Origin of the sequence: Mucilaginibacter terrae, from assembly GCF_031951985.1 — a bacterium.
Taxonomy (GTDB): Bacteria; Bacteroidota; Bacteroidia; order Sphingobacteriales; family Sphingobacteriaceae; genus Mucilaginibacter; species Mucilaginibacter terrae_A.
Map to the genome: position 1 here is coordinate 482408 of NZ_JAVLVU010000001.1, position 23465 is coordinate 505872.

Consider the following 23465-nt stretch of genomic DNA (forward strand, 5'->3'; position numbering starts at 1 on the left):
TAGTGTTACTAACACGCCAATTAAACCTAACAAAATGATTTACCAAAATACTACCAAATGCCTGGTGGCTTGTGCCGTTCTGTTATTTACTTTTAACCAGGGCCGGGCTCAAACCAATGCAGCAAAGGCCCTCGATCAAAAAATTTCAGGCATTATAAAAAAAATGACCCTGGAGGAGAAAATTGAAATGTTGCATGGCAACGCGCTATTTTCTTCGGCAGGTGTTAAACGGTTAGGCATCCCTGAGCTTACTTGTGATGATGGTCCTTTAGGTGTCCGCGAGGAGGTATTGCGCTTTGATTGGAAATCGGCCAACTGGACAACCGACTCGGCCACTTTCCTGCCCAATGGATCGGCAATTGCAGCCACCTGGAACCCGGCTATGGCTCGCCACTACGGTGTAATATTAGGAGAAGAGGCCAATGCCCGTAAAAAGATAGTGATGTTGGCACCAGCTTTTAACATATGCCGCGTGCCGCTAAACGGACGTACCTACGAATACTATTCTGAAGACCCGTTTCTGAATGCACAATTAGCTATACAGGCAGTAAAAGGCATACAAAGCCAGCATGTGGCAGCTTGTATAAAGCATTATGCCGTAAACAACCAGGAAGTGAACCGTAATACCGTTAACGCCATAGTTGACGAGCGCACCTTGCACGAAATTTACTTGCCGGCCTTCAAAGCGGGCATACAACAGGGAAATGCTTATACCATTATGTCGGCTTATAATAAGGTGAACGGCAAATGGTGCTCTGAAAATGATTACCTACTTAATCAGGTGTTGAAAAAGGAGTGGGGCTTTAAAGGTGCTGTTATATCAGACTGGGCCGGTACACACAATACCGTTGCTGCCGCTAATGCCGGGCTTGATATTGAAATGGGTTCGAGCGGTCCGTACGACCAGTGGTATTTTGCCAAGCCGCTGCTGGCTGCAGTTAAGGCAGGTAAAGTTTCGCAAAAAACCATAGATGAAAAGGTACGCCGCATTTTGTGGGTAATGTACCATACCTCAATGAGCGCTAATCATCAGGCAGGCAGCATTAGTACGCCGGCCCATCACCGTGGAGCCTACAACATTGCTTCAGAATCTATCGTGCTTTTAAAGAACGACAAGACCTTACTTCCACTGAATATAAAAAGCATTAAAAGTATTGCCGTTATTGGCGATAATGCAACCCGTACCTTTGCCTTAGGTGGTTTTGGAGCAGGTGTAAAGGCCAAGTATGAAATAACCACTTTAGCCGGATTGAAAAATAGGTTAGGTAAAACCGCCGATATACGCTTTGCACAGGGCTATAAAGCCAACTGGCTGGCCAGTAAAACCCTTGAACAGAATGCCGGATACGATAAACCCGACCACGCTTTAATTGAAGAGGCTGTTGCATTGGCTAAAACCACTGATATTGCCATTGTTTGCATTGGCTCAAACCGCGAATATGAAAGCGAAGGCAACGACCGCAAAGACCTGACGTTACCGTTTGCCGAGCAGGAACTGGTAGATGCGGTAACTAAGGCAAACCCCAATACCATTATTGTAGTAACAGCAGGTGCTCCTTATGATTTAAACAAGATCAAAAAAAACAACCATACCATTGTGTGGTCGTGGTTCAACGGTTCGGAAGGGGGTAATGCGTTGGCCGATGTATTGGTGGGCAAAGTAAATCCATCAGGTAAGCTACCTTTTACTTTCCCTGCGGAGTTAAATGACTCGCCTGCATTTGCTTTGGATACTTACCCGGGTAAAGATGAAACCGCACCTTATAAAGAAGGCATTTTGGTAGGATACCGTTGGTTCGATACCAAGAAGATAGCCCCGTTGTATTGCTTTGGTTACGGCTTGTCTTACACCAAATTCGATTACCTGAATATTAAAACAGATAAAAAATCGTACAACCGGGGGCAAAACATAGCAGTAACCGTTAATATTAAAAATACAGGAAAATATGCCGGTATGGAAACGGTTCAGCTTTACATCAGCAAAAACAAGTCGGCGGTACAAAGAGCCGAAAAGGAGCTGAAAGCTTTCAAAAAGATCATGATCAAACCGGGGCAAACCTTAAACACCGTGCTCAACATACCGGTGAGCGACTTGGCCTATTATGATGTAAAATCTAAAAAATGGATTGCCGAAGCTGGTACTTACACGGTGAATGCAGGTTCATCTTCAAGAGATATAAGAAAAGTTGCTTCAGTGCAAATTATAAACTAATATTAAGGCAGCCAATTTCTACCTTTTCGTTATCCAATCATATTATGCATTTTAAACACCATCTCAAAGCAAAAATCGTTAGGTACTTATCTATGCTGACTTTCGTGCTTTTAAGTCATCATATTTCTGCTTCGGTACGCACTTATAAAAAGGAGGCAGATGGCGTTACATTCATGTTGGATAAAGGCATCATGAAGGTCAAAATTTGTCGCGCCGATATCATCCAGGTAAGCTACAGTACATTAAATGTTTTGCCGGTGTTTAATTCGCTGGTGGTTAACGCACAGTTTAATGTACCGGTAAATTTTACCCTTAATCAAACCGCTCAGGATGTTGTGATTAACACGGGTAAGATCATTTTAAAAGTAGATCGTACCAGCAATGCTATTGCATATTATACTTTGGCCGGCCAGCTAATTACCAGCGAGGACAAGGAGCAAAATAAACAAATGACTGCGCAAACCGTGGCTGGTATTGAAACTTACAGTTGCTCAACGCAATTTACATCGCCGGCTAACGAGGGTTTGTATGGCATGGGCTGCCACCCTTTAGATACACTTTCGATAAATTACAAGGGGCGTAACCAGGATATGGCCATTAAGTATTTAACAGGTGCTATTCCGGTATTGCTGTCAACAAAAGGGTATGGTATCTTTTGGGACAATTATTCGGCATCACAATTTTATGGAGCCGAAGCCGGTAATACGAAGTTTAAGTATGTGTCCGAAAGTGGTAAGCAAGTAAACTATTATTTCTTTTACGGGCCCGATTTCGATCAGATCATCAATTCATACCGCATAGCTACAGGTAAGGCTCCCATGTTTCCTAAATGGTCTTTCGGGCTGTTTCAGTCGCAAGACCGTTATATGAGCCAAACCGAAATTATTTCAGTTAAAAACAAGTACCGCAACGCCAATATCCCGGTTGATGCCATAGTGCAGGATTGGTATTACTGGGATCCGCTGCCTATTGGCTCACATGTAATGAAGCCCGAACGTTACCCAAACCCCAAATCCTTGGTTGATGAGTTGCATAAAGCCAACATACACGCCATGATATCTATATGGCCTGTGTTTGGCAAAGGCACACCCAATTATGATGCCCTTAAAAAAACGGGCGGTTTAACCAATATTACGTGGGATAATGTGGTGACCCATACTTTTGATACTTATTATGATGCACATAGTCCGCAAGCCCGCAACCTGTATTGGCAACAGGCACGCGATAGCTTAGTAAAACGTTACGGCTGGGATGCCTGGTGGGTTGACCAATGTGAGCCCGACAATGGCGCTTTGCTTGATGAACGCCGTAAAGATACTTTTTGGACAGGGCGGGGGATAGATTATTTTAACACCTACTCTTTAGAGCATACTAAAGGCTTGTACAAAGGCTGGCGCAATGATATTGCCAACAAGCGGGCATTTTTCCTGGTAAGGCAGGCGTTTGCCGGGCAGCAGCGCAATGCCACTACTTTATGGTCGTCAGATATTACTTGCACGTTCGATGCTTTTAAGAGCCAGGTGCCACAGGGTATTAATGCTTGTGCTTCGGGCATGCCATACTGGACGTCGGATATTGGCGGTTACCATTTGGGCTGGAAAGCCGCCGACTGGTCTCTGCCCGAAAACCAGGAGCTGTTTACACGCTGGTTTCAATTTGGCGTGTTCAGTCCAATATTTCGTATACACGGCAAAGGAGAGCGTGCCCTGTTTTCAAATAACTGGAGCGACGAAACCAAAGCCAATTTGCTTTTTTACGATAAACTCCGGTATCGGCTACTGCCTTATATTTACTCGCTGGCCGGGCAGGTAACTCAAAATAATTACACCATAATGCGGGCGCTTACCTTTGATTTCCGGAAAGACGAAAAGGTATATAGCATACCCGACGAATATATGTTTGGTCCGGCATTTTTGGTTAACCCCGTTACCGAACAATTGTATACAGGAACAAATTCCGCTAAAGGCAAACATACCCGCACAGTATATCTGCCTGTAGCTGCCGGCTGGTATGATTTCTGGACTGGTAAACGCTATAACGGTGGTCAGCAGTTTGAGGTTGATGTGCCCTTGACTACTATTCCCTTATATGTTCGCGCAGGTTCAATAGTGCCTATGGGGCCAGTAATGCAATATGCTACCGAAAAACCTTCTACAGAATTAGAGTTACGTATTTATCCCGGAGCTAACGGTAAGTTTGAATTTTACGAAGATGAGAACGATAATTACAATTATGAAAAAGGCCATTACGCAACCTTCACTTTAAATTGGAACGACCAAAAACATCAGCTTACCATATCAGCTACCAAAGGCAACTTTAAGGGGATGCTTAAAATTCGAAAATTCAATATTGTGTTGATGAAAGAAGGCTATGGTGCAAATATTGAAGCGGATAAGTTTAATAAAATGATTACTTATAAAGGTAAACCTTTAATGGTAACTGTAAATTGATCGATTAAATTAACATCGGGGGCACTTAGTCTAAACTAAGGCTCGGAGCACTTCCCAGTGATGGTAATATGCTTATAACGTTATCGTTTCTATAATCCAATATATTTTGAAGTTCTTGGTTTAGTTAACGGATCTATCAGTTAGTGATACTACATGTTTAATCGTCCCTTTACATCATCATGAGCTCGTTCATTGTGGGCAGTTGTTTTCGATTCAAATTTATAGGATAAGCTTAATGTAACTGTACGGCTGTAACCAGTCATACGTAAAACGCCGGCATTGGTATTCGGGCTATACCTGCTACCGTTAAAAATATTGTTAGCCCCCAGTTTTATAGTTCAGCATATTATTGATTAAAGTTTTGGATACCTCTGCATTCACCATAGAATTGTGGCCAACCTGATATAACCTATACCATAAAAGCGATGCAAGAGTTGCTGCCTTAAAGCAACTTTTTCAGGGTGCATAAATCATACATTGTAAACATGACGCTGTAACAGCTGTTTTTGGAAATATCATTGAAATAGGTAAAACCGAAATTGCTATTGGTAGTAATTATAAGGCAGACTTAATGCAAAGGATATAAGGAAAATATTTACCTCATTAAAACATGCCTTTGACAGTGAGTTGCGAAAAATATTACCGTAATTCACCTCAGAATTACTTGACATTCTGAATCAAATATTTATTGCTCGTTTATTTCTTAACGGGATCTATCGCTAATTTTAGTAAATTATAAGTCTAATAGTTTTACCATCGGTATAAAGAAATATCAGTACTTCACGGTTAAAAGACCATAATGAATGCAAATTTCTATAAAATAAGAGCAGGCTTGACCTTTCGGGTTAATTACCTATTTTTACAGCAGTGAAAAAGGTATGCATATACTTATTGTTGATATTGCTTTCGGCATATACAACCGAACTGCACGAGCTTATAAAGCTCCCCGTGCTTTTCGAGCATTTTGCCGAGCACAAAGAGCGCGACAATAAGGTAAGTTTTACCGATTTCCTTTCGATGCATTACTGGGGTAATGATTTGAACGATGAGGATAACGAGCGCGATATGCAGCTGCCCTTCAAAAAGTTGGATGCACACCCTACGCATATTATGTTTATGCCCACCGCACGCATATTAAGCGTACGCACGCCCGAACAGCGCATTATTACCAGTTACCCGGTTTACCAGCATCAGTATTTTCCTAACCCTGCATTAGCATCACCTTTTAGGCCTCCCTGCGCTTAAAAATTGCCATCATTTATTTTTCTTAATTAAAGCTGTGCATGCTTGTGGGCTTGTATCATTATTAGTCCTGTTTACAGCTGTGCAGATGTTTGTTGCAATTTTTCAGGAGCAAAAACATGCTAAATAAAATAATTCAGTTTTCAGTTAAAAATAAACTGGTGATCGGCTTATTCATGGGGCTGTGGGTAATCTACGGTATTTATGAAGTAACCCGCTTACCTATTGATGCCGTGCCCGACATCACCAACAATCAGGTACAAATTATAACCACAGCGCCATCATTAGGTGCACAGGATGTAGAACGTTTGATCACTTTCCCTATTGAGCAGGCCATCAGCAACATACCCGGCATTAAAGAAAGCCGTAGCCTCTCGCGCTTTGGCTTGAGTTTAATAAGCGTGGTAATTGACGATGATGCCGATATATACTGGGCCCGCCAGCAGGTTACCGAGCGGCTTGCGCAGGTTGAAATTGACGAGAATGCCAACAAGCCCGAATTAGCCCCCGTTACCACGGGCCTTGGCGAAATATACCAGTACGTGCTTCGGCCCAAACCGGATTACGAAAACAAATATAGCCTGGCCGACCTGCGTACCATTCAGGATTGGATGGTACGAAGGCAGCTGTTAGGTACCAGGGGCGTGGCCGATGTATCAACCTTTGGCGGCGAGCTTAAACAGTACGAGGTTGCCGTAAACCCGGCACAACTAAAATCGGTAAACCTCAGCATTGCCGATGTTTTTAATGCCCTGCATAATAATAACCAAAATACAGGCGGTGCATACATTGAAAAAGGACCTACCGTATTGTACATCCGTAGCGAAGGTTTGGCCGGCAGCATTGCCGATATTGAGAACATCGTTGTAAAAAACACAGCCGAAGGTACTCCTGTGCTGGTAAAGCACGTGGCCGAAGTAAAATTGGGAGCCGCAACCCGCTACGGTGCACTTAACTATAATACAGTAGGAGAGGTAACCGGAGCCATTGTGATGATGCTGAAAGGTGAAAATTCATCAGAGGTGATCAAAAACGTAAAAGAGCGCATTGCCGAAATTCAGAAAACACTGCCCGAGGGCATTCTTATCGATCCGTTTCTTGACCGTACCAAAATGGTGAATAATGCCATTGGAACGGTAGAGCATAACCTGTTAGAGGGTGCACTGATCGTGATCTTCGTGCTGGTGATTTTTTTGGGTAATTTAAGAGCCGGGCTCATTGTGGCTTCTGTTATACCGCTGGCTATGCTGTTTGCCATTATTATGATGAATACCTTTGGCGTAAGCGGCAACCTCATGAGTTTAGGTGCGCTCGACTTTGGTTTGATAGTAGATGGTGCCGTAATTATTGTGGAGGCCATTTTGCATCACTTGCATTTTTCTAAAAAATATGCGCATGTAAATCAACTGTCGCAAGAGGAAATGAACGAGGAGGTATCGGGTTCGGCCTCACGCATGATGAACGCTGCTGTTTTTGGGCAAATTATTATCCTCATTGTTTATCTGCCTATACTTTCATTATCGGGCATTGAGGGTAAAATGTTTAAGCCTATGGCACAAACCGTGGCCTTTGCTATTTTAGGTGCCTTTATTTTGTCGCTTACTTATGTGCCCATGATCAGCTCTCTGTTCATAAGTAAAAAGTTGTCGCACAAACCCAATCTGTCTGACAGGGTGATGGATAAGATTGAGACATTTTATCAACGCTGGCTGGCAAAAGCTATGCAAATACGCAAAACGTTGGTAGTTATAGCTTTCGGCATGTTCGCCATTGCGGTTTTTATGTTCACACGTATGGGCGGCGAGTTTATTCCGCAGTTAGAGGAAGGCGATTTTGCCGTGGAAACGCGGTTACTGGTAGGAACCAATTTGAGTACTACTATTGGCACCATGCAGCAAATATCTAAACTGCTGCAAAGCAAGTTCCCCGAGGTTGAAAAAGTGGTATCGCGCATTGGCAGTGCCGAAATACCTACCGACCCAATGCCTATTGAAGGGGGCGATATGATCATTGTGATGAAACCCAAGGACGAGTGGACGAGTGCTAAAAGCTTCCCCGAAATGGCCTCCAAAATGTCGGCCGTGGTGCAGGAGGCTGTACCGGGTGTTACTCAGGGCTACCAGTTTCCGGTGCAAATGCGCTTTAACGAGCTAATGACCGGCGCCAAGCAAGACGTGGTTTGTAAAGTATTTGGCGAAGACCTAAATTCCCTTGCCCGTTACGCCGAGCAAATAGGCAGCATCAGCAAAACGGTTGATGGTACTGCTGATCATTATGTTGAAAAGGTGACAGGCATGCCGCAGGTAGTGATCAAGTATAAACGTGCCGAAATTGCTAAATACGGCCTTAATATAGCCGATATTAACCGCACTGTAAATGCCGCCTTTGCAGGTGCCGCTGCCGGTAAAGTTTACGAAGGCGAAAAACGTTTTGACCTGGTGGTACGTGTGGGCATCGAGGGCCGCCGCAGTTTAGAAGATGTGCAAAATCTGCTCATCTCCACACCAAAAGGCTTGCAAATACCGCTGTACCAGGTAGCCTCGGTTGACGAGGTTGAAGGGCCGAACCAAATTCAGCGTGAAAATGCCCGCCGCCGCATTACAGTTGGCTTTAACGTAAGAGGGCGCGATGTACAGTCGATAGTGGAAGAACTACAAGGAAAGATAGATAAGCAGGTTAAGCTGGCGCCGGGGTATAGCATTACTTATGGTGGTGCTTTTGAAAACCTGCAGCAAGCAAAAAAACGTTTGAGTATTGCGGTTCCGGTGGCATTACTGCTCATTTTTGTAATGCTGTATTTTGCATTCTCGTCACTTAAAGAGGGGGCGCTAATTTTCACAGCAATTCCGCTTTCGGCCATTGGTGGTGTATTTGCGCTGGCTATGCGGGGCATGCCGTTCAGTATATCGGCAGGTATAGGTTTTATTGCCCTGTTTGGCGTGGCGGTGCTTAATGGTATCGTGCTCATCTCCGAGTTTAACCGCATTAAAGCCGAAGGTATAGTAACCGATAGCCTGCAACTGGTAATGCAAGGCACCCGTAACCGCTTGCGCCCGGTATTAATGACCGCCGCTGTTGCCTCATTGGGCTTTTTGCCAATGGCGCTAAGCAATGGTGCTGGTGCCGAGGTGCAGCGCCCGTTAGCTACGGTAGTAATAGGCGGCTTAATTATGGCTACTTTTCTTACCTTGTTTGTGCTGCCTGCCTTATACCTGCTTTTCGAGGGTAAATCGAAACTGAAGGTGAATAAAACGGCTATGCTTGTTGTTTTAATGTTGCTAAGTACATACAGTGTTAATGCGCAGCAAAAGCCCGCGCCAATACGTTTAAACCAGGCCATTGAGGTTGCCCTTAAACGCAACCTGCACATGCAGGGTACCCGCTTAAATGAAGAGGCTGAACGCATCAGGCAAAAAACATCTTTTGATGTAGCTAAAGCGCAATTGAGTGCCGATTATGGTCAGGTCAACAGCATACAAAACGATACCCGCATAGGCCTTACACAGGCCATCAGTTTTCCAACGGTTTATAGTAACCAAAAACGAGCCTTGCAAGAAAACTTTTTGGCAGCGCAAGTGCAAACACACCTTACCCAACAGGATATAAAAGCTGATGTGCGGCGATTATATTATCAATTGGTATGGCTTAATGAAAAGAAGAGGCTACTGCGTTACGCCGATAGTATTTACACCCTCTTTGAAAGCAAAACCAATTTGCGATTTAAGGTAGGGGAGGCCAATATTTTAGAGAAGACCACCGCGCAAACGCGTCATCAGCAAATTAATAACCAGCTTAATATGGTTTTGAGCGATGAGCAAATTGCCATGAAACAGTTCAACGTACTGCTCAATGATTCGGTTACCTATGTGCCGTTTACAGATACCTTGAAACTTACCCCCGGGGCTTATGCATTAAACGCAGGGCCGGCTGGCGGGTTGCCGCAGGTGCAGTTGTTTGCTCACCAGGCCGAGGCTGCCCGCTGGCGCTGGCATACCGAAAAATCGAAACTATTGCCTGATTTTTTTGCAGGTTACAACAACCAGAGTATTGCAGGTTCGCAGTTGGTTAATGGTACCGAGACCTACTTTGGCACCGGCAAGCGGTTTAACTATGTAAGTGCAGGTATCAATATTCCCATATTTGCAGGGGCGCAATCGGCCCGTATATCGGCGGCTAAGGTTGAATGGCAACTGGCGCAAAAACGTACTGATTATGCCGCATTACAACTGCAAACCGAACAGCAAAACGCCGCGCAGCAAATTCAAAAATATGCTGTAAGCTTAAACTACTTTGAAGGGCAGGGACTTAAAAATGTCGATCTGATCATCAGCACTGCCAACAAGCAATTTGCCGGGGGAGACATTAACTACCTGCAATGGGTAATCCTGGTCGATCAGGCCATCAACATCCGTAACGAGTATCTCGAGTCATTGTATAATTATAACCTGGCCGTAATTCAGGCCCAAAAACTTAATAACTTATAAAGCCATCGTATGAAAAAATATATAGCGCTCTGTTTACTGGTTATCTTATTTGCAGCCTGTGGAGAGCAAAAAGTAAAAGAAGAAACAGAGGAAAAGGAACAGGATACCACATTGGTAAAACTAACCTCAATGCAAATTAAAAACGCGGGTATCGAAGTCGGTTTGCCGGTAATGGGCAAGGTTAATGCTTTACTTAAATTACAAGGAGCTATTGATGTGCCGCCCCAAAGTACGGTAAGCGTGAGTTTTCCGCTGGGAGGATATTTGAAAAGTACCGATCTGTTGCCCGGTGTACATGTACGCAAGGGACAGGTATTGGGTATTTTGGAAGATATGCAGTTTATACAAATGCAGCAAGATTACCTATCAGCCAAAGAAAGATTTCAATTTGCCGAAATCGAATACCGCCGCCAGCAGGAACTGAACGCCAGTAAAGCTACCAGTGATAAAGTATTTCAACAAGCCAAGGCCGAAATGGAAACGCAGCGCATTTTAATGCGTTCGCTGGCGCAAAAGCTGGAGTTGATAGATATTAATCCTAAAAGATTAACCTCGGCCAATATTTCAAAAAGTGTGCATATCCTGTCGCCCATCGATGGTTTTGTGTCGAAGGTTAATGTGAACATAGGTAAGTACACCTCGCCAACCGATGTGCTTTTTGAGCTGGTGAACCCCAAGGATATTCACCTGGCACTTGATGTTTTTGAGCGCGATGTAAACCAACTGGCCATCGGTCAAAAGGTAATCACTTACACCACCAATAATGCCGATAAAAAGTATGAAGCCGAGATCATCCTCATCAGCAAAAATTTAAATGAAGACCGCATGGCCAGCGTGCATTGCCACTTTGAAAAGTTTGATGCCACCCTGCTGCCCGGGATGTTTATGAACGCCGAGGTTGAAGTGGCCAACCGCACCGCGCTAACTGTGCCCGAGGATGCAATAGTGAGGTGGCAGAATAAGTTTTATGTATTTACGGCCATCGGGGCTGATAACTTTCGTATAATACCAGTTACACCAGGCTATCAAAATAATGGCCTGCAACAAATAGAAGGTGGCGGCATAAACGCTAATACCAAGCTGGTTACTAAAAATGCTTATGCGTTGCTCATGAAAATGAAAAACAGTGCAGAGGATGAGTAAGCAATTAAGTTAACCAAATTGGGAATTCTCGTTATCGGTTTGCCAATATTTTGAGGCAAATGTGCTATTAGTATGATTGCTATTCATTGGACTTTACCAAAATAATCAATAAAAATAGTTGAGCTTTTTATTTCAAAATTAATCTCTTAATTTAAAATCAATACCTTTACACAACATATATACATCCCACAATTTTTTACTTGAACAATACGCTGATTAAAGAACCGGAAGCCATGTTGGCCGTGATCAAAAGTCTTCCCGGAAATTTCCTGGTGCTACTGCCTGATGCGCCAGTGTTTACTATTGTTGAAGTAAGTGATGAGTATAATAAAGCCACCCTTACCAACCGCAGCAACATTATTGGAGCCGGAATTTTTGAGATATTTCCCGATGATCCGCAAGATATGAATGCCGATGGTGTTAAAAATTTGTCACGATCATTTGAAACGGTATTAAGTACGGGTGAAAGTCATGAAATGCCGGTACAGCGTTACCCCATACTGGAACCAGGGTCGGGAGCATTTGTTGAAAAATTTTGGGCACCGGTAAATAAACCGGTTATAGTTGATGGCCGTATAGTTTACATCATCCACTCCGTAATAGATGTGACCGAAAGCAGGGTATTACGCTCGCGCGAACAGTACTTTAGGGCAATTGCCGGAGAATCGCCATTTATGATTTGGCGAAGCGCCGGTGGTTCGTGCATCTATGTAAACAACGTATGGACAGAAACCACAGGACTATCTTTATATAACAGCTTAGGCACAGGGCAACTGAAAGCATACCATCCGGATGATTTGGATGAACAAAAAAAGTTATTTGCAACCGCTTTGGTTGAAAACCGCTCTTATGAAACCAAGTTCAGAATTATAGACCGTAACGGTGAATTGCGATGGGTTTTTATGAAAGTTGCGCCGTTTCATGCAGACGGCGCATCGGTTGAATATGTAGGGAGCTTAATTGATATTACCGAACAGGAAATTGCATCGCAGCTGATCAAGGACAGTGAAAGGCAGTTACGCCAACTGGCTGATTCAATTATACAGATGATTTGGGTAACCGATGCAGAAGGGATGCACGAGTATTACAACCAACGCTGGTATGATTTTACCGGAACTACTTATGAGCAAACCGAAGGTGAGGGATGGAACCATGTTTTTCATCCCGACGACCGTGAACGTGCCTGGGAGGTTTGGCGTCATTCGCTAAACACGGGCGAACCTTATGAGATTGAATATCGCCTACGCAAATTTACAGGAGAATACGTGTGGGTATTAGGCAGGGCTGCGCCTTATCATGATAAGGACGGTAAAATTGTTAAGTGGTTTGGTACATGTACCGATATTAATGAGCAAAAGTTATTACAACAACAAAAGGATGACTTTATAAATATTGCCAGCCACGAGTTAAAAACGCCTTTAACCAGTTTAAGTGCAAATATTCAATTTCTTGAAAAAATGGTTAATGGTGTTACCGACCTTAACCCTGTTTTTGCAAAACTGGTAACTTCCTCTTTTATTAATGTAAAGAAACTGAACCGGCTTGTTGACGAATTGCTGAACGCCAATAGCATTGGTTTAGGCCAGCTGTCCATCAGGAAAGAAGAGTTTGATTTGGTTCCGCTCATCAGGGAGGCCATAGCTCATTTATCTACAGATAACCAGCAGGTAATCTTAACAGGCGATGACGTTGCCTGTATTTCTGCGGATGCCGGTAAAATTGAGCAGGTAGTGCTAAACCTGATAAACAATGCCCAAAAGTATGCAAGGGAATCGGCTACGGTAGAGGTAAATATATCCGCAACATCTACTGCTTGCACGGTAAGAGTTATTGACGAAGGCCCAGGTATTGCCCAAGATCAGCTTAAATATTTATTTAACCGTTACTACCGAACCGAATACAGGGATGGCAAATATTCAGGAATGGGTTTAGGCCTCTTTATTTGCGCCAGTATAGTTAAGGCACACGGCGGAGATATAGGGGTAGACAGTGAAATTGCAAAAGGCAGTACATTTTGGTTTACACTGCCTAAATAAACTATTTTGCAGTTACATACTTAGCCGTAATAAGCAACAATAAAGTTCTGTCATCTTTGGCTTCATCGTAGTTTTCTTTGATGAGTTGCTTTATTTGTTTGTTTTTGAACTTAACTGCAGCCATTTCCAACACCTGGAACGATGCCATTTCTATACTTTCAATGTTTTGAAGATAGAAGGCGATGGATAGGTCACGTAATTCAGGGTCGTTACCATGGAGTTTAATGTCTTCAAAAGCATCATCAACCAAACCGGCCAGTCCGCTAAAATTACCTTCCGATCGCTCAGCATCTAACATCGAATAAATGATTTCCATGCGGGCTATTTGTTTTTCTACGTCTTCCAGTGTTTCTAAAATAGCCGATCTGAGATCAGAAAAATGTGCTTCTTCAGCAATTTCCGGGAGGTGTTTAACCAAATGGGTTTTGGCCGCATAGATTTTATCCAGATTATTAATGAAATAAGTTCTTAATTTTTCGGGGCCAACGGCCATTTTACGGGATTTTGATTGATTCGATCTTTTATCCATGAGGTTGAGCAAAGATCAAATATAACTGATTAACCGTAGAAATGACGGTACAGTCACTCTTTTATTCAAGGCACTTATTCAAGGCACTCTTTTACTTTTAGTAATAGATCATAAATATCAAACGGCTTTTGAATATAAAGATCGGCCCCGCACTCATTTGCAAGCATGGCAAGGTCAGTTTCGGCAGACACTAATACGATAGGTAATTTTTTAGGATAGTTGGCCTTTATTTCCGCACAAATCTGGTCGCCTCTTTTAGGGTATCCATCAATGCGGACATCCAATAAAATCAGATCAGGATTAACCATATGGATGTTTTCTGCGGCCTCACCTGTATTGGAGATTACCACATTAAAGCCTGCATCCCTGAATATGATGTGCAGAATATCCAGAATGTCTTCATCATCATCTATGATAAGTACCCGCTTGTTCATATAAGCGGAATTGCAAGTTTCATACCTAATAGTTAAAATTTACAACTCAAATGTTAAATTAAACATACAGTGTTTGTAATTAACCGCCGGTGCACTTAAAAATCCGGAATGTAAGCGTTTACAATTATTATAAGTTTGTTCACAAATAAATACTTCGTGTCCTAAAATCTATCAGGATGCAACATCTACCTGCATTGGTAAATATTTGTTCACTTTATTCACCAAATCATCAATATCGTATGGTTTTTCAATAAAGTCATTTGCTCCCGCGGTAAGGGCTATTTCACGACCATCTGTACTTGCCGAAATTACAATAACAGGTAGATTAACAAACGCAGGATTTTGCCTCATTTGTTTTACGATCTGGTCGCCCGATATTCCCGGCATCCATAAATCAATTAATACAAGGTCAGGTTTTTCAAGCGCTATGGTGGATATAGCTGTCAAGCTGTTTAACACCGTAATTACATTAAATCCTTCGGTTTCAAGTATTGTTGCGGTAATATCAAGTATATCCTGCTCGTCGTCGCAAATAATTATTTTAGGCATTACAAGGGCTTGTTAATAGGTATGGTAAAATTGAACACTGAACCTTTTCCTTCATCACTCTCTACCCACAATGTGCCCTTATGCTCTTTAACTATTTGGTTGCTTACATACAGGCCAACGCCCACGCCCGGAAACTTTTCGGTAGTGTGCTCTGCACGGTAAAACCTTTCAAAAATTTTCTTCTGATCATCGGCATTAATACCAATGCCTTTATCAGTTATGGAAACCTTAATATATTCGCCGGTTTTGCCTACATAAATCATTACCTCGTTAGCAGCAGGGGAGTATTTAACGGCATTACTTAATAAATTAATCAGTACCTGCTCTAACCGGCCAAAATCGGCATTAACAAAGGTGTGGCATTTACTTGCAATATTTAATTGGTGAGTTTTGGTAGTTACCTGAACGCCTTTTACAGCATCTTCTACCAATTCATCAAAATTAAATGAGGTATAATGAAATTCTACTTTCCCTGATTGTATTTTGGAAACGTCAAGCAGGTCATTAATCAATCTTTCGAGTCTTCCTATTGATTTGGTAGCTGTTGCAAAGCCATTAAAATAATCAGTATCGTTTTTCTTCTGGGCCATACGTTCAAGCAGTTGAATGTTGCCTTTGATACTGGTAAGGGGAGTTTTCATTTCATGGCTTGCAATGCTTATAAAGTCTTCCTTGCGTTGTTCAACCTCACGTCTTTCGGTAATATCTTCAATGGCCAGTAATATGCGGCTTTGATACTTTCCCTTTAATACGATCTGCCTGGCGTTAAGTACCAGCAGCTTCCTGCCAATGTTCGGGAACTCGATTTCTAATTCAAAGTCTTCAAAAGGATTGTTATGTGGTAATACGTTAATGAGCAGGTTTTTTAACTCCGGAATATCCCACTGGCCGTTGCCGAAGCTCAATAAATCCTTGTCAATAATGTCGCGGTTGCTTACCTGAAAAAATTTACAGAAATGCTCATTTACGCCTAATACTTTGAGGTTATCGTCTAAAACAACCAAACTTTCCCTTATTGTTTCGATAATGCTGGCCAGGTACGCTTCACTTTCCTGAAGATCCAGGGTGCGTTCAGATACGCGCTCTTCTAAATTTGCTTTTTCATCCGCAAGGGCCGATTCGGCATCTTTACGCGCGGTAATGTCATTTTGTATACCAATAAAATGAGTAATGTTTCCTTCCTTATCTCTTACGGGAGAAATCATCAATTCATTCCATATCATTTGCCCGTTCTTTTTATAATTCCGAAGCTCAACCTTGCTATGTTCGCCTTTTATAATGGCTTGCCTTAAAGTTTCGCGGCCTTCCTGGGTGCGATCACGGCCTTGCAAAAAACGGCAGTTTCGCCCTATAATTTCATCTTTGGTGTAACCTGTTATTTTTTGAAAAGCATCATTGCAATAAATAATAGGTTGATCGGGCTGTAAATTATCAGTAATAACTACACCATTGCTCGATGCACTAACAGCTGCTGCAAATATTCTAAAGTCGGCATGTTCAATATTCGGGAACTGGTCAAGAAAGGCATCCATTAAAATAGTATCGGGCTAAATTTATGTTACAACATCAAACACTTTTAAAAGTTTTGCTTATTTACTTATAATCAACCATTCTATTGGTAGTAATGCGCGGAGTTGGATATATGATTGTCAAAAAGGCCATGGCTTTGGAATTATAGAATACCTGTATGCTTGATCGGGTGTTTAACAGAAAAGTTTAATGCCCCGCTGGTAGCTAATTCATAGTTTTCTTGTTTAAATGCTCCATAATTATTGTTTTCAACTATCTTAGCACCACATCTGCTGCTGATCGCTATTTGCCGATATTCTGATACTTATAACTTTTTAGGTCACAGCTTTATTTTTTTTAATTTATATGGCTGAGAAAAAGAACTATGATTCGGATTTCTGCGGTAGCTTACCCCTAAATCAAATCAATGTTGTACAAGATCATGGGTATTTACTGGCAATAAAAAACGAAACCCTAAACGTAATTCAGTTCAGTGAAAATCTGGCCGGCATTATATTGCTTGAGCTTAATGACTTGCTGAATAAGCAATTAAGCGACCTGTTTAAACCCGATGATTTACATAAAATAACCGATAGGTTGCAGTTTGGGCTTCAGCTCAAGGCGCCATTGGTTATCGAGTTGATGGGGCATCAAATGGAGGCGCTCATTCATCAAAAAGAAGGTTTCTTCATTTTAGAGATGGAGCGGAAGCAATATACCGACCGATTTTTTACCGAGGCATTTGAAGGTGTAAAATTAGCAATAGCGCGCCTGGAAGCTTGCCGTACTGTTGAAGAGGTAAGTGCGGTTGGTATTGCCGAAATTCAAAAAATTACAGGTTTTAATGGTGTAATGATGTACCGGTTTGATGAAGACTGGAACGGTACTGTTATTGCTGAGGAAAAATCGGGCGAGTTGGAACGTTATTTGGGGCATACCTTTCCTGCTTCTGATATACCCAGGCAGGCACGCCAGCTGTATTTAAAAAACCCATACAGGCTTATATCTAACCGTGAGTATAAACCAGTACGCCTTTACCCTGTATTAAACCCTCTTACCAAATCATTTACCGACCTTTCAGATCTCAATATAAGAGGAGTTGCAGCCGTGCATCTCGAGTATTTAAAAAATATGAATGTTACGGCTTCCATGTCAATAAGGGTAATATATCATGGTGAGCTTTGGGGGCTTATAGCCTGTCATCATACCACAACCAAATATTTAAGTTTAGAAGTTTGTTCGGTTTGCGAATTGCTGTCCACCATCATTTCTGCCCGTATCGAGTCGTTATCACACAGGCAGATGGCCGATGCCGAAACTTATTTGCAAAAAGAGCAAACTAAGCTCATGGCACAGGTTTATGCTACAAACGATTTGTTTGAAGGTTTACTTAACGAGGGCGGTATAAATTTAGCCGGTGTTTTAAATGCTGATGGCGTTGTGGCGGTAATTAATGGAGAAACAGCAGGTTTAAAAAACATTCCTCCGCCAGAATTTGTTGAAGACCTGATTTTATGGCTGCAAACCCGCAATATTGAACGGGTTTACGCAACAGACCGTTTACCCGATGCTTTTGAAGATGCAGGCGAGGTTAGCGGGCTTGCCAGCGGCATACTTGCATTACCCATTAATTTGGAGCGCGGCGATGTTATTATTTGCTTCAAAGGTGAGGTAAAACGCGAAATAAAATGGGGAGGCAACCCCAATGAGGCCATAAATTTTGAATTGGATGGGAAAAATTACCATCCCCGAAACTCCTTTAAGCTATGGCAGCAAACTGTGCACCATACCTCACTGCCCTGGACCGACCAGGAAGTGGCTGCTGCCGAGGTGCTAAGGAGTTTCATTTATGAGTTTTATACAAAGAACAACAGGTTTTGAGTGTTTTAGTAAAAAATAGTAATACAAGCAACGCGATAAACGATCGCTATATTATTACCATCGGTGCATCAGCCGGGGGGTTAGAGGCTATTCATGAGTTTTTTGACCACATGCCGCCCAACTCGGGCTTTACCTTTGTAGTAATACAGCATTTATCGCCCGATTATAAAAGCCTCCTGGTTGAACTGGTGAGCAAGCACACCCATATGAAGGTGCGTGAGGCCGGTAATGACATGTTACTGGAACAAAACTGTGTTTATATAATTCCCAGCAAAAAAACTATGACCATTAGGCACCGTAAATTACGGCTTGCCGACAAGGTGAAAGATAGAACACCCAATAATGCCATTGATACCTTTTTGCTGACACTTGCCAATGATGTAAAAGAAAAGGCAATTGCCATCATTTTATCGGGCACAGGAACGGATGGCAGTAAGGGAATTGATGCCATAAAAGAATGCGGCGGAATGGTGATTGCGCAAGACCCCACCACCGCTAAATTTGATGGCATGCCCAACAGTGCCATAGCAACCGGTAATACCGATTTTGTTTTGCCGCCAGCTAAAATGCATACCGAGATATATAATTATGTAAACCATAGTTATGTACCCGATTTAGAAAAAGAACTGCGCGACGATGAGCATTTAACGGAGATATTTGATATAGTTTCGCAGCAAACCGGCCAGGATTTTAACTTATACAAAACGCCCACTATACTGCGGCGTATTGCCCGCCGGCTTGCAGCAGCCGATGTGCATAATCTGAATGATTATCTGCAATATATACAGGATAAACCGGCCGAGGCCAAAATTTTAGCAAAAGAGTTTCTAATCGGTGTTACCAAGTTTTTTAGGGATAAAGCCGCTTTTGAAAAACTGCAACAGCATGTTATTCCCGAAATTGTTGCCTCAAAAACTGAGGGTCAAACCATAAAGGTATGGATATGTGCCTGCAGTACAGGCGAGGAGGCTTATTCCATAGCCATACTTTTCCACGAGGTGCTAAAAAATAATGACCTCGACCTGGAACTTAAAATATTTGCTACCGACCTTGATGAGGAAAGCATACGTATAGCTTCAAAAAATTGCTACCCTGCTTCGAGTGTAAAAGAGGTGGAGAGCGGTATCTTGAAAAAATACTTTACTAAAAACTCCGATGGTACATTTTCTATAATTCCTGAGGTGCGTAAAAGGGTGGTGTTTGCCGCTCACAATGTAATTAAATCGCCGCCGTTCATCAAAAACGACTTGATCTCATGCCGTAACATGCTGATTTACATGAACAGCATTTTGCAGCAAAAAATATTAACCACCTTTCATTATTCACTTGTGCCCAACGGTTATTTGTTCCTTGGGTCGAGCGAAAATGCAACCAGCATTATGGAAGGTTTGAGAGAGGTAAGCGGTAAGCTAAAAATATACCAACGCACCGGCAATATCAAATTTAACCTGCACCATACTTATACAACCGCTGCGCTGCCTGTTCCGGCTGCACCTAAAAAATTACCCGTTAAAGATGCCGATCCTAAGCGTACAACCGCTGAGGAGTTCCAGGCGCTAATGACAGGGCAGATGGGCTACGTTGGCGTGTTTATTGACAAGGGCTTTGTAATTAAAGAAACGCTGGGAGAATTCAGTAAATATCTTGCCTTGCCTAAAAAGAAATTGGAATTAAACTTGCTCAATATGGTGAACAAGGACATTTCTATTTTATTAAGTACATCTATTCGTAGGGCATGGAAAGATAACGAGGTAATGGCCGTTACCGGGACATTGGATGGTAATCGCATTTTGCAAATGACTATAAAACCACCCGACGACCTTTCTCCAAATGATTATACACTGGTTTTACTGAATGAGTTGCTGGTAGATGCGCCGGTTAAAAGTGTTGAAGCCGCCGATATTGACCATTTGAGTTCGCAAGACGAGTACCTTATGGAAATGGAAAACGCCTTGACCGAAACGCGTTCCAATTTGCAATTGGCGGTTGAGGAAATGGAGACCACCAACGAAGAGTTACAGTCTTCAAACGAAGAGCTGATGTCGGCCAATGAAGAATTGCAATCAGGTAACGAAGAGTTACAATCGCTAAACGAAGAGTTGCATACCCTGAATACAGAGCATCAGCAAAAAATACGCGAACTAACCGAGTTGAATGAGGACCTGGACAATTATTTCAGGAGCACCTCTATCGGGCAAATTTTTATCGACTCGAACCTGTTAATCAGGAAGTTTAACCCGGCTGCCATAAATATGGTAAATATGATAGAGAGCGATATTGGCCGTCCTATCAACCATCTGTCAAACAACATAAAATATAATAACCTCGATCATGATATTCATACGGTATTAGCTAATGATACTGTTATAGAAAAAGAAGTAACCCTTAATAACGGCACCAATAACCTGATGCGGATCATGCCTTACTTAAAAAAGGGAGGTAAGATAGATGGCGTAGTTATAACCTTTATTGATATAACCGATATTACGCGGTTAAACAATATGATTGCCGGGGTGTACAACGCCAGTTCGGCAGCTATACTGGCTTTTGGGGCAGTAACAGATAAGAATGGAACGGTAATAAGTTATAGTTGTATAAGCCATAACCATGCGGCCCAGGAGCTGTTTCAAAAAACTGCCGAGTATTTTTTAAAGCAGCCCGGCCTCGATGAATTTGGCCAGCTATCAAAAGTGATTAACTCGGGTAATATTCAAAGAATTTTAGATGCCGATCAGCCGTATCAAACTGAACTGCAGGTTACAGAAGGCCAATGGCATCAGTTAGTTGTTGGTAAAATGATTGATGGCTTTGTGTTGAGCTTTAATGATATTACCAAGCGTAAAATTGCCGAGCAAAAATTAAAAAATAATTATGGCGAACTGGTAAAAGCCCGCGAGAGTTTAAGGTTATTAAATACTGGCCTCGAAGAAAAGGTAAGGGAGCGTACCAAAGAACTAAGCCAAAGTGAGGAGAGATTTAAATTTATATCTCAAGCCACAAACGATACCATATGGGATTGGAACCTGTTTACCAATACGATGTGGCGTAGCGACAATTTTAAAAATATGTTTGGCTATGAAATTTCTGACGACATCACCTCAATAGATCACTGGTTTAATAGCATTCATCCTGATGACCGTCAGCGGGTTGAAAACGGCATATTTGAAGCTATAAATGGTCACCAGCCAAACTGGTCGGCAGAGTACCGTTTTCGCCGGGCAGATGGTAGCTATGCCATAGTGCTCGATCGTGGCAGCATATTGCAGGATGAGCTTGAAACGCCTTACCGTTTGGTGGGTTCTATAATTGATATTAGCAAGCTTGTTGAAACAGAAAAACGCTTGAACAGCAGTGAGCGTAAGTTTCAGAAAGTGTTTGAATCGAACATGATCGGTATGATCTTCGCCGGTTTAGACGGTCATATCATTGAGGCTAATGATGCTTTCCTTAATATGTTAGGCTACAGCCGCCAGGAGTTGGAATTGGGTGAACTTGATTGGAAAAAGCTTACCCCTGAAAAGTATTTTGAGGTTAGTGACAAAGCTGTACAACAGCTTAAACAGGAAAAAGTATGCCCACCTTTTGAAAAACAATATATAAAAAGGGATGGAACCCTGGTTTCGGTATTGATGGGTTCAATTTTGCTCGAAGAGGAAGATCAGTCGACAGCTGTGAGCTATATAATTGACATTACCAATCAAAAAGAGGCAGAGCAAAAACGCGCCGAACTGCAAACCCGTCTTAACAGGCAACAGGAGGAGTTTACCAATATATTCAGTAATGCCCCGGCGCTTATAGCTATTAAACGTGGCCCTAACCTGGCGTATGATTTTGTTAACGAAGCCTATTCATCGTTTTTTGGCCCTGAGCATCATATTGGTAATACAACATCGTTAGCTCTTACAACCTCAAAAATGCCGTTTGGTAACCTGGAGCGTGAAGTGTTTAGCACAGGCAAAATATACCAGGGCAAGCAAATAGAAGTAAGCCGCGACAAGAACGCGGGCCATAACCCGGGCAAATGTTGGATTGATATAACCATTACGCCTGTATACAGTTATGATGGCGAGCATATTGATGGCGTAGCATTTTTTGGATATGAAGTAACCGATATAGTTTTAGGTAAATTGGCAACCGAAGAATTAATGAATCGTAAGGACGAGTTTATGAGCATTGCCAGCCATGAGCTTAAAACGCCAATTACCAGTATGAAAGGCTCATTGCAAATTGTACAGCGCATGATTGCCAAAATGGAAACCAACGAAACATTAAGCCGTTTTATTGATAAGGCTACACATCAAACCCAAAAGCTAACCACACTAATTGATGACCTGTTAAATGTAACCCGAATACAAGAAGGTAAGGTGGTACTTAATTACCAGGAATTTAATGCAGTGGAAATGCTGAAAGATTGCATTGATGATGTAAAAGCGCCTGGCATCAACCATAAATTAATTTTACATGCCAAGGATGACGTTATAATCAATGCCGACAGGCCGCGGATAGAGCAGGTAGTACATAACTTTTTAACCAATGCCATCAAATATTCGCCCGGTGCCGATACGGTTGTGGTTTATTGCAGCGTGGATGAAAATATGTTCAAAGTTGAGGTTAAAGATTTCGGCATTGGTATTCCTGAAGAAAAACTACCATACATATTCGATCGCTTTTACCGCGTACAGGAGTCATCGGCCCAGTTTTCGGGATTGGGGTTGGGGTTGTATATATCTTCAGAAATTGTTAAAAGACACCATGGCGAGGTAGGAGTTGACAGCGTTGCTGGCGAAGGCAGTACTTTTTGGTTTAAACTACCACTGAAAAAGTAACCTGTCGGTTTAAATACCCTATATTGAAAACCACTCGTAGTATAATCCCATAACATATACCATGTTATGGGATTATCTATATTACAGCACTCCTTATATCATTTCTTATGCAGCAGCATAATAACGGCTGTGGAGTTCTCCCCAAATTTCTTTTCTATTAATTCATATTG

General features: G+C 42.2%; 12 protein-coding genes. 8 read left to right on the top strand and 4 right to left on the bottom strand.

The annotated features are described in order from the left end of the window. Positions 1 to 34: 34 nt before the first annotated feature. From QE417_RS02125 to QE417_RS02150, 6 genes are all read left to right on the top strand, one after another. Positions 35 to 2212, top strand: a complete 2178-nt coding sequence (locus QE417_RS02125; protein WP_311947227.1) for a glycoside hydrolase family 3 C-terminal domain-containing protein — start codon at positions 35 to 37, stop codon at positions 2210 to 2212. 92 nt (positions 2213 to 2304) lie between these two features. Next, positions 2305 to 4662, top strand: coding sequence for a glycoside hydrolase family 31 protein (locus QE417_RS02130; RefSeq protein WP_311947228.1), 2358 nt, complete (start codon positions 2305 to 2307; stop codon positions 4660 to 4662). A gap of 867 nt (positions 4663 to 5529) precedes the next feature. Further along, positions 5530 to 5907, top strand: coding sequence for a hypothetical protein (locus tag QE417_RS02135; protein WP_311947229.1), 378 nt, complete (start codon positions 5530 to 5532; stop codon positions 5905 to 5907). 116 nt (positions 5908 to 6023) lie between these two features. Next, on the top strand, positions 6024 to 10388 hold the full coding sequence (locus tag QE417_RS02140) for a CusA/CzcA family heavy metal efflux RND transporter (RefSeq protein ID WP_311947231.1): 4365 nt from the start codon (positions 6024 to 6026) through the stop codon (positions 10386 to 10388). 9 nt (positions 10389 to 10397) lie between these two features. Then, a complete protein-coding gene (locus tag QE417_RS02145; protein ID WP_311947232.1) occupies positions 10398 to 11531 on the top strand; it encodes an efflux RND transporter periplasmic adaptor subunit in 1134 nt (377 codons plus the stop codon). Positions 11532 to 11731: 200 nt separating this feature from the next. Continuing rightward, positions 11732 to 13567 carry a sensor histidine kinase gene (locus QE417_RS02150; RefSeq protein ID WP_311947233.1) on the top strand — a complete coding sequence of 612 codons (1836 nt, stop codon included), beginning with the start codon at positions 11732 to 11734 and terminating at the stop codon, positions 13565 to 13567. A 1-nt stretch (position 13568) separates the two neighbouring features. Here the strand turns inward: QE417_RS02150 and QE417_RS02155 are convergent, their stop codons facing one another. The 4 genes from QE417_RS02155 to QE417_RS02170 all read right to left on the bottom strand — a co-directional run bounded on the left by QE417_RS02155 (position 13569) and on the right by QE417_RS02170 (position 16611). Beyond that, positions 13569 to 14096 (bottom strand): DUF892 family protein, encoded by a 528-nt coding sequence (locus QE417_RS02155; protein ID WP_311947235.1) that lies wholly within the window; start codon positions 14094 to 14096, stop codon positions 13569 to 13571. Between the two features lie 74 nt (positions 14097 to 14170). Further along, positions 14171 to 14530: a response regulator gene (locus QE417_RS02160; protein ID WP_311947236.1), complete on the bottom strand. Its 360-nt coding sequence runs from the start codon at positions 14528 to 14530 to the stop codon at positions 14171 to 14173. Positions 14531 to 14701: 171 nt separating this feature from the next. Beyond that, positions 14702 to 15079 (bottom strand): response regulator, encoded by a 378-nt coding sequence (locus QE417_RS02165; RefSeq protein ID WP_311947237.1) that lies wholly within the window; start codon positions 15077 to 15079, stop codon positions 14702 to 14704. Next, the gene (locus QE417_RS02170; RefSeq protein WP_311947238.1) at positions 15079 to 16611 is read right to left on the bottom strand and encodes a sensor histidine kinase; all 1533 of its coding nucleotides are present in this window, start codon (positions 16609 to 16611) and stop codon (positions 15079 to 15081) included. Before QE417_RS02170 ends, QE417_RS02165 begins: the two co-directional genes overlap by 1 nt. A 343-nt stretch (positions 16612 to 16954) precedes the next feature. Between QE417_RS02170 and QE417_RS02175 the strand changes: the two genes are divergently transcribed. Together QE417_RS02175 and QE417_RS02180 are read left to right on the top strand one after the other, a co-directional pair. Further along, positions 16955 to 18469, top strand: coding sequence for a GAF domain-containing protein (locus QE417_RS02175; protein WP_311947239.1), 1515 nt, complete (start codon positions 16955 to 16957; stop codon positions 18467 to 18469). After that, positions 18466 to 23295, top strand: a complete 4830-nt coding sequence (locus QE417_RS02180; protein WP_311947240.1) for a chemotaxis protein CheB — start codon at positions 18466 to 18468, stop codon at positions 23293 to 23295. The genes QE417_RS02175 and QE417_RS02180 overlap by 4 nt, the downstream gene beginning before the upstream one ends. Positions 23296 to 23465 lie beyond the last annotated feature (170 nt).